The 7,819-nt window shown below is 43.5% G+C and carries 9 protein-coding genes; all 9 read right to left on the reverse strand.

Annotated features, from left to right (window positions below; translation table 11 throughout):
- Positions 1-86: 86 nt before the first annotated feature.
- The 9 genes from PLE33_08890 to PLE33_08930 all read right to left on the reverse strand — a co-directional run bounded on the left by PLE33_08890 (position 87) and on the right by PLE33_08930 (position 7,597).
- The gene (locus tag PLE33_08890; protein HPS61356.1) at positions 87-1,613 is read right to left on the reverse strand and encodes a hypothetical protein; all 1,527 of its coding nucleotides are present in this window, start codon (positions 1,611-1,613) and stop codon (positions 87-89) included.
- 224 nt (positions 1,614-1,837) lie between these two features.
- A complete protein-coding gene (locus PLE33_08895; protein ID HPS61357.1) occupies positions 1,838-2,056 on the reverse strand; it encodes a helix-turn-helix domain-containing protein in 219 nt (72 codons plus the stop codon).
- On the reverse strand, positions 2,053-2,313 hold the full coding sequence (locus tag PLE33_08900; GenBank protein ID HPS61358.1) for a hypothetical protein: 261 nt from the start codon (positions 2,311-2,313) through the stop codon (positions 2,053-2,055). The genes PLE33_08895 and PLE33_08900 overlap by 4 nt, the downstream gene beginning before the upstream one ends.
- An 18-nt stretch (positions 2,314-2,331) precedes the next feature.
- The gene (locus PLE33_08905; GenBank protein HPS61359.1) at positions 2,332-3,090 is read right to left on the reverse strand and encodes an AAA family ATPase; all 759 of its coding nucleotides are present in this window, start codon (positions 3,088-3,090) and stop codon (positions 2,332-2,334) included.
- A 176-nt stretch (positions 3,091-3,266) separates the two neighbouring features.
- On the reverse strand, positions 3,267-3,419 hold the full coding sequence (locus PLE33_08910; GenBank protein HPS61360.1) for a hypothetical protein: 153 nt from the start codon (positions 3,417-3,419) through the stop codon (positions 3,267-3,269).
- Between the two features lie 98 nt (positions 3,420-3,517).
- A complete protein-coding gene (locus PLE33_08915) occupies positions 3,518-4,453 on the reverse strand; it encodes a tyrosine-type recombinase/integrase (GenBank protein ID HPS61361.1) in 936 nt (311 codons plus the stop codon).
- 193 nt (positions 4,454-4,646) lie between these two features.
- Positions 4,647-4,961 (reverse strand): hypothetical protein, encoded by a 315-nt coding sequence (locus PLE33_08920; protein HPS61362.1) that lies wholly within the window; start codon positions 4,959-4,961, stop codon positions 4,647-4,649.
- 13 nt (positions 4,962-4,974) lie between these two features.
- Positions 4,975-7,047, reverse strand: a complete 2,073-nt coding sequence (locus PLE33_08925; protein ID HPS61363.1) for a DnaB-like helicase C-terminal domain-containing protein — start codon at positions 7,045-7,047, stop codon at positions 4,975-4,977.
- Positions 7,048-7,342: 295 nt separating this feature from the next.
- Positions 7,343-7,597, reverse strand: a complete 255-nt coding sequence (locus PLE33_08930; GenBank protein ID HPS61364.1) for a hypothetical protein — start codon at positions 7,595-7,597, stop codon at positions 7,343-7,345.
- Between the last annotated feature and the right edge of the window lie 222 nt (positions 7,598-7,819).

Raw genomic sequence — 7,819 nt, forward strand, 5'->3', positions numbered from 1 at the left:
TTATACTACCCTAAATGTAGACTTATACTACCCTAAATGTAGACTTATACTACCCTAAATGTAGACTTATACTACCCCTGCAGCTGCTATATTTCTATTTCTATACCGGCTATTGTTTTTCCCGCTCCCTTGTATTTCTTAAAGCTTTTAATATACTTCCTTTTTCCGCTCGCCCATTGTGTTAATAGTGTGTCTATATCCTTCTTTATTATCCGGGTTACTGCTTCCGGTGGATCTTTAAGCCCCATAAGTTCGTATATTGTAGAATAGCTGCGTCGCTTCTCATACCTGCCCTTGTTTTTTTCTTTTTCTGATCTCATATATTCAATTTGTTTTATTAACTTTCTTTTCAATACAATAAAATTCTGTGTATTTCTACGGGTATCTGTGGTGTTTAAAAGCTTTTTGTCGATCTGTGTTATTTGCCCCATTAGTTTACTATAATAATAATATAAAGGCGGAAATCCTATATAATAACCGTCTACTTTATGCCCGCCTGCAGTTCCTCTCATCTTTGTAGCGTTTACTACATAGCCCTCTAATAAAGCGTCTTCTTGCTTTATATTTAGCCCTTTATGTTTCTTTGCCTGGTCTATAAAGTCTATTTTTGCCGTTAATAATCTCATTTTTTCTATTGCCGCTTCTACTTCCGCTTCTTCCTTTTTGGTTACTTTAACGGTTTTTGTAATTCCTGCAAATTCCCTGTATATTTGTGCTAATGTAAAAAATGTTTGCCCCGGATCGGCTGCGTCATATAGTGAGCCTATGCTTTCCTCTAATTCTATGTCATATTCTGTTAGCCCCAGCTGCTCCGGCTTTGTTATAGATCCGGTTTGCATAGAAGGCGGATATATAGAAGCGGTTACTAATGCGCCGTTGCCTACTTTAATTTTTAAAGGCTTTCCTTCCTTGCCCTTCGCTGCTATTTGTAGCTGGCTTCTCGCTACTTTATTTGTTGTTAACCTTGTTGTTTTAGGGTTTGAGCTGGCTATATTGCCTTCCCATAAGTCTAATATTTCCGCCGCCTGTTCTTCTTCCGCTTTTACGCTGGGCGCAAACTCTGCGGCTATTAGTTCTTTTAACCGGTCTTTTTCTTCCTGTAAAATTGTTTCCCCTGTTTTTGGAAGCCTGCCTTGTTCTATAAGCAGTTCATAAACAAAAACAAATTCAAAAAAATAATTAAAGCCCTTCCCCTCAAAGCCTGGCTTTGTTCGATTTATTTCTTCATGTACAAATTGTAAATAGTCTTGACAATGTGCGCCCAGCCCTGGGCAGTTTGCCGCAAAATTTTTATAATATGCGGCTTTTGCGTATTTTTCTTCTTTGGTGGCGTATACCCCGCTTTTTGCGTTTTCAATTATTTCCGCCGAGTGCTGCTGAATTATAGATAATATATTCCCCCGGCGTTCCCATGTGTCCCCCGGTGATCCTGGGCTTATATTATCGTTATAACCATAGCCGCCCGATCCGTCCGGGTGTTTCACGGCATAAAAGCCCGGTATTCCGTCAACTTCTTTTTTGTGCGCTTCTAATTCTTCCCCCGTCCAGGTTTCCGCTGTCCATTCTTCCGGCTGCGGATCGGCTGCGCCTGTTTTTGGTGTGGTGTCTGCCATTCTGCCCGCTCCCCTTGCTTTTTCATTTTATCGGTTGTTATGTGCTTCCCTGTGTTCAATAGCTTTTCTTTTAATATAGGTTAGCCTGTAAAAATAATTTCTATTGCCTGTATTCCCGTTGTTTTCGCCTGTTGGTGGTTTGTTTCCCGCTCGCTGTGTTCTGTGTGTCCTTTTTCTTTGTTTCTATGTCCGCTAATGGTAATTAGTACCCATACAATACTATTTTACTTTTTCCCCGGCTTTTTGTCCGGCTGCGGATCGGTGAAGCTTGCCCCTTGTATGTATTGTTTTATGTTTTCTTCCGTTATGTGATATACCCCGCTAATTCTTCGAGCGGGCAGTTTATTAGCCGCTATATAATTAAATATCGTTGCTTTGCTTAAGCCCAGCATTTCCGCCGTTTCCTCTACGGTGTAAACCTTTACCCCCAAAATTTCCCTCATGCTTCATCTTCCCCCTGTCTTTTTATTTTGTCGGCTTCTATTAGATCGTTTATAAATTCGGTTATACTTTTCCGGTCATACCATGCCGCTTCTTGTAAATATTCTTTGTATTGCGGGCGTAATTTTAAATTTACCCGGTAATGTTCCGGCGGTGGCGCTGCTTTCTTCTTCTTGCCCTGTGTGCCTTTTGTGTCCTTTGTGTCCATTGTGTTAAAAAATTTATCCGCTGCGCTTTTGCCTTTAAAGTCTTTTGCCATTATTCCCGCTTCCTCTCTTTATTTGGTTTTTAAATATTCGTTTATAAAGGCTGTATAGTCAATCGCTGGGTTGCTCCGGGGTGCGCTGGTGTATATGTCTTCCTGTAGCGTCTGCGCTTCCTTTATGGCTATACCTTCCCTTATTACCGTCTTAAATAGCCTTGCCCCTATGTGATCCGCTGCGCCCTGTATGCTGTCTTTTAGATCCCGGCTTAATATTGTCCGGGCGTTGTAGCGTGTTATAAGTATGCCGTCTGTTTTTAATTCCGGGTTGCTGCGCCGTTTAATGGTGTTTATAGTGTCATAAAGCTGGGCTATTCCTTGCAAGCTGAATATATCCGCCCCCAGGGTAATAATAACATCTGTTGCGGCTGTTAAAGCGTTTATGGTTAATACTCCCAGCTGTGGCGGTGTGTCAATAATGATATAATGGTAGTTATTTATTACAGGCTTTATAGTTTCCTGTAAAAGATATTCCCAGCCTTTGGCTTTAAACTCAAGATCCGCCCCGGATAGCTGCGGGCTGCTTGCCATTATATCCCCCTGCGCCGTTGCCTGGATCGCTTCCCCGGCTATTGCCGTTCCCTTTAGTGCTTCATATAATCCCGGCTGCTTTGTATCTGCGCCCATTATATAGCTTATGTTTCCCTGTGTGTCTGCGTCTATGGTTAGCACCTTGTAGCCCTTCCGGTGCAGCCCTGCCGCTAATGCTGCCGCTGTTGTAGTCTTCCCTACTCCCCCTTTTTGGTTTGCTATTGCGGTTATTCTTGTTTTCATTCTGCCCGCTCCCCTTCTTACTATAGCGTTCTTTTCTATGGCTGCGGGCGGGTTATTCGCCCGCCCTGCTTTTCCCCGCCTATGCTTCCGCCTTTTTGTAGCCTTCTAATTGTGCTATTATTCCTTCAATATCAAAATAAACATCTTCTAAAATATCCATTTTTATTTTATTCCGGTTATACTCCCATGCAATAGCAAAGCGTTCTTCTTCTATGTCCCTGTTGTATTTCCTGTATAATTAGCCCTGCGTTCCTGGTTAGCCGTTCCAACCTGTTAATTTCGCTGTCAAATACTATTGCCGCCTGTTTACTTGTTAATGTGTCTGTCATTCTTTTTGCTCCCTTTCAATTTTTTATTATAGGCTGCCGGTGTTTGTTTTTGGCGTTCCCCCTTTTGGTGTGTGCTTTGTGTACTGTGTGTCTATGCTCTAAAATATCGCCCCGGCTATGCGTTCTTCGCTTTGGTTTTTTGCCCGGTCTATGTGGTGTAAATAAATCATTGTTGTATTTATGTTGCTATGCCTTAATAGCTGTTGCGTTTCTTCCAGGCTTCCGCCGTTTAATAGGTTTAGCGTTCCTGCTGTGTGCCTTAAGCTGTGGGCTGTTAGCATTTCGCTGTTATATCCGGCTGCAATAAAGCGGCTTTTAATTAGCCGGCTAATGCTTTTTGTAGTTAGCCTTCCGCCGTTGTTTCTGTCGCTGGCGCTTGTAAATAGCGGATCTGTGGCGGGTGCTTTGCCCCTGGCTTTAAGATATGCCCTTATTGCTTTTTCTACGGGCGCTGGTAGCTTTATATATTCGGTTTTTTCTTCCCTTCCTTTTCCCTGTATATATAAAACTGTATTGTCCCCGGCTGCCCTTATATCCCCTATATTTGCCCGCTGCAACTCTATTGTTCTTAATCCGCCGGTTACTGCAAGCGCTAAAATTGCATAGTCCCGCCGCCCCTGTGTGTCCTTTGTGTCTATGCTGTTTAATATGTCCTTAATCTGCGCCGTTGTTAAAGCGTCTTTTTTGTGTTCCCTGTCGAGCTTTGCGCCTTTGATATGATCCGCTATATTATTATATAAGCCTTCCTGTTCCAGCCATGCAAAGAATAGCCGTACAGCTGTTATATATGCCTGTGTGGTGCTGGGTTTGTGTGTTGCCTTCAGCTGTTCCCTATAGGCTAAAATGTCCGAGCGGGCGGGCTGGGTTATCCCTGCCGCCTGTAGCCATGTTATAAACTGCTTAAGCGCCCGGCGGTATGTTTCTACCGTCTTTGGGCTGCCGTCTATGTAATTTATAAATCTGTTAAATAGATCCGCTGTTATGCCTTGCTGCGCCTGTAATTGGTTAGCGGCTGCGGTTGTTAATGCGTTCATATTAAAGCCCCTTCCCTGTGTGTCCTGTGTGTGTCTTTTTTTAACTTATCTTAATTATACGCCTTTGTTTTTGTTTGTCAATAGTTTTTATAAAATTATTTTGTGTTTGTGTGTCCTTTGTGTTATTATTTGTTTATAAAATAAGAGCGGGTAGCTGTTACGCTTTCCCGCTCGCTTATTTGTTGCCGGTGGTTTAATTGCCCCTGCTTTGGCTGGTTTCATATAGCCGCTGGCGTGCCGTTGTATTATAGTAGCTGTTCCCGGTTAGGTCTGCGATAATGTCAAGCGCCTGTATAAGTAAATACATTTCCGGGCTGTGGTTTTCGATCCCGTTTATCAATTCTTTTTCTTTTTGGTTTGTTGCCCTTATCTTGTTTAATTGCTGCTTTACTTTATATAGGTTGATCGCCCCGGCTTCTTCCGGTGGCGCTTCCGTGTTCAACTCGCCGCCCTGGTTAAACTGTTCTATTTCCTTGCTGTGTTGCTTTGCGTATTCTTCTAAAGTCATTCTGCGCCCCCTGTTATATTGTTTCTATTTTGTCTTCATCTTCCCCGCCGTCTTCGCTGAAGTGCTTATCCTCTAAAAATAGATCGTTTGCGCCGTAATAGTTGAAGCCTACGCTATAGGAGCTTTTCCCGTATCTGTTCTTTAAGCATACAAGCTCGAGCTTCCGGGGCGTTGCCCTTTTTGCTTCTTTTATTGCCTGCCGCTTTTTGTTTATATCTTTGTCTGTTGTAATTATTGAATTGGTGCTTATTGCACTTAACTGCAGCCCCCATACTACATCGGCGGTAGCTTCTATCCCGCCGCTTTCTTTTAGGCTTTCATAGTCAAATTGTGTCATATAATTAGATCTGTTTAAGCTGGATAATACTATAACGGTTAAACTCTGTTTGCTGCAAAGCCTGCGGATCGCTGTTACATTTTCATCTATTAGATCCCTGGCTGTTTGCCTGGCTTTTGGATCGCCCTGTATAATTTGCAGATAGTCTATAATTACTACGGGCTTTGTTTGGTATGCTTTTATATAGTCTTCTACCTCTTGTATTATAGTGTTTATGTTTGTTTCATAATTGCCCTGTATAATATTTATTCGGTCTTCTACCCTTTTTGTATAAACTTCAGCCGCTTTTATAACTTCCTGCGTTATCCTGCCGCTTCTTATGTCAAGGCTTGTTATATTGGTTTGTGGGTTTGCCTGCGCCGTTATTCTTGCTATGCTTTTGCTGGCTAATTCAAAGCGGCTTTGCTCCATGCTAAAATATATAATATGCTCCCCGGCTGCGGCTAATTGATCCGCTAACTGTAATATAAAGGTTGTTTTTCCCAGGCTGGGGATCGCCCCTAAAACATAAAGCCCCGGATATACCCCGCCCGCCTTTGCGTCAAGGTTTGCAAAGCCTGTTTTTTTATCTCTAAAGGGCTTATAGGCTTCTATATCCTTGTAAAATTGCCCGTTAATATATTTCGTTATGCTGTTTTTATAATCCGGCTTTGTGTCCGCTGTGTCCTGTGTGTTTTCTGTGGCTATTGTTTCCGGTATTGGTAGCGCTGCCGCCGCTGTTTCCGCTTCCGCTATAGCCTGTATAAATAAAGCTTTGTTTTCTATAAGCGCCTGGTTTGCGTCTTTGGCTTCGCCGGTTATGTTTGCCCTGGCGTGTCTGATCCCTCGGGCTGTTAGTCCTTGCTGCAACTCTGCCGCTGCCTTTTCGCCTGGTTTGTCATTGTCAAGCGCTATTATAAGCGGCTGCGCCGGTCTATGTTTGTCTAATTCCCTTAATAGCCGCCCGGTGTTTGTGGTGCTTCCCAGGGCTATAGCTTCCCCGCCTGCGGTTATTACGCTTAAAGCGTCTATTTCGCCTTCCGTTATTATTACCGGCTTTGTAGCTTCATAGACAGCCTTTATATTATATATTGGGCTGCCGCCGGTCTTCCGGTAGCGGTTGCCTTCCGCTGCTTTTGTGTCTATGTTCCTGGCGTTGTAGCTGCCCTTCCCTGTTGGTATTATGATAGCCTTCCAGGTGGCGGGCTGGTTTTTTCCGTCTTCCTGTGTGTTCCATGTGCTATAGTTTGGATCATACCCCAGCTTAAAGCGGTCTATAACTGCTTCCGATATACCCCGCCCGGTTAGATATTCGATTTCTTTTATGTGGCTATGCGCCTGTAAATAATATTCTGTATAGTCTTTTTCATCTTTGCCCTTTTCGTTGTCTGTGTTGCCCTGTGTGGCGTTTTCTGCCCCCGGTGCGTGTGTTTGGGCTTTTTGGGCTTTATCGTCTATATGGGGCGTTTTTGTGGATATTTTGGCGGGTGTGTCTACTATATGCAGTATTTCGCCCGCTCGCTTAAAAGCGGCTTTTTTATCTATTTTTTCGTATTCCGCTATAAGGTCTACTGTGTCAAGGCTTGTTACCCCGCAACTAAAGCAGCTGTAGCGGTTTGTTTTCCGGTCTATACTTCCGGCTGGTGTGCCTTTTTTGTGGCTTCCGCTGCCGCATAGCGGGCAGATCCAGCCCCCGCCCTTCTTTGTGGTTATGATTGCTAAATATTCCGGTAGCCTTGCCTTTACCTCTGCTATTTGGTCTTCCGTCATTCTTTTTGCTCCCCTTTATATGATATAATTCTGTTGAATTTGTGCGCTATTTGTGCTAATATATACCCGTGGGGCAGTCATTCGCCCCGCTCCCGGCGGTGGTTTGGTCTGTTATGGATCTGCCGCCGCTTTCCTTTGCATTTGTTTTTGTAAATGTGTTTGAAGGTCAACAAAAGTCAACATTTGTTAAGTAGTAAATATGCTTAAATGTTAAGTTTTGGCTTGCCTTTTATGGACTCGGAAAACTCCAGATGTATTCCTTTTATGGAGTCAATAAAGTCAAGGCGTTACCCTTTTATTGTTTCCCTTGCCGTTCCCTATATCGCCTTACCCTGGCGGCTGTCTTTTCCCTTTTTACTTTTTCGGCGCATGGCTGGCAATAGCTGGCGGCCGCTGCGTTGCCGTTGTTAAACTCTGCTCCGCATAGCGTACAAATACCGGTCATTATATAGCCGCCTTCTTGCTTTTTCCAATATCGCCGGCTGTATTCCCTTTCTGATCCGTTCATTATTTGCCCCTTTTGCGCCATTTTTGCGCTGTTTAATGCCATTATTTGCCCGTTTTTGGGCTGTTTTTACGCTGTTTTTGTTGCCTATATATATTAAAATATCTTGTTTTGTAACGGTTATACTACAGGGGGCTATAAATCTTTCAAGCAGTATCAGAGCGGGGATTTACCGGTTTCCTGCGTTACACTCGCTTAAGGGTGGTATAGGGGGACGGCTGCGGCTGTCTGTTTGTAACGGTTGTAAACATTTAAAATCTTTATGGG

Source organism: Candidatus Cloacimonas sp., assembly GCA_035403355.1.
Taxonomy (GTDB): Bacteria; Cloacimonadota; Cloacimonadia; order Cloacimonadales; family Cloacimonadaceae; genus Cloacimonas.

What these genes read in the sequence shown, in the direction of transcription:
- PLE33_08890 (HPS61356.1), bottom strand. Translation starts at nt 1,613, where the DNA reads ATGGCAGACACCACACCAAAAACAGGCGCAGCCGATCCGCAGCCGGAA.
- PLE33_08895 (HPS61357.1), bottom strand. Translation starts at nt 2,056, where the DNA reads ATGAGGGAAATTTTGGGGGTAAAGGTTTACACCGTAGAGGAAACGGCG.
- PLE33_08900 (HPS61358.1), bottom strand. Translation starts at nt 2,313, where the DNA reads ATGGCAAAAGACTTTAAAGGCAAAAGCGCAGCGGATAAATTTTTTAAC.
- PLE33_08905 (HPS61359.1), bottom strand. Translation starts at nt 3,090, where the DNA reads ATGAAAACAAGAATAACCGCAATAGCAAACCAAAAAGGGGGAGTAGGG.
- PLE33_08910 (HPS61360.1), bottom strand. Translation starts at nt 3,419, where the DNA reads ATGACAGACACATTAACAAGTAAACAGGCGGCAATAGTATTTGACAGC.
- PLE33_08915 (HPS61361.1), bottom strand. Translation starts at nt 4,453, where the DNA reads ATGAACGCATTAACAACCGCAGCCGCTAACCAATTACAGGCGCAGCAA.
- PLE33_08920 (HPS61362.1), bottom strand. Translation starts at nt 4,961, where the DNA reads ATGACTTTAGAAGAATACGCAAAGCAACACAGCAAGGAAATAGAACAG.
- PLE33_08925 (HPS61363.1), bottom strand. Translation starts at nt 7,047, where the DNA reads ATGACGGAAGACCAAATAGCAGAGGTAAAGGCAAGGCTACCGGAATAT.
- PLE33_08930 (HPS61364.1), bottom strand. Translation starts at nt 7,597, where the DNA reads ATGGCATTAAACAGCGCAAAAATGGCGCAAAAGGGGCAAATAATGAAC.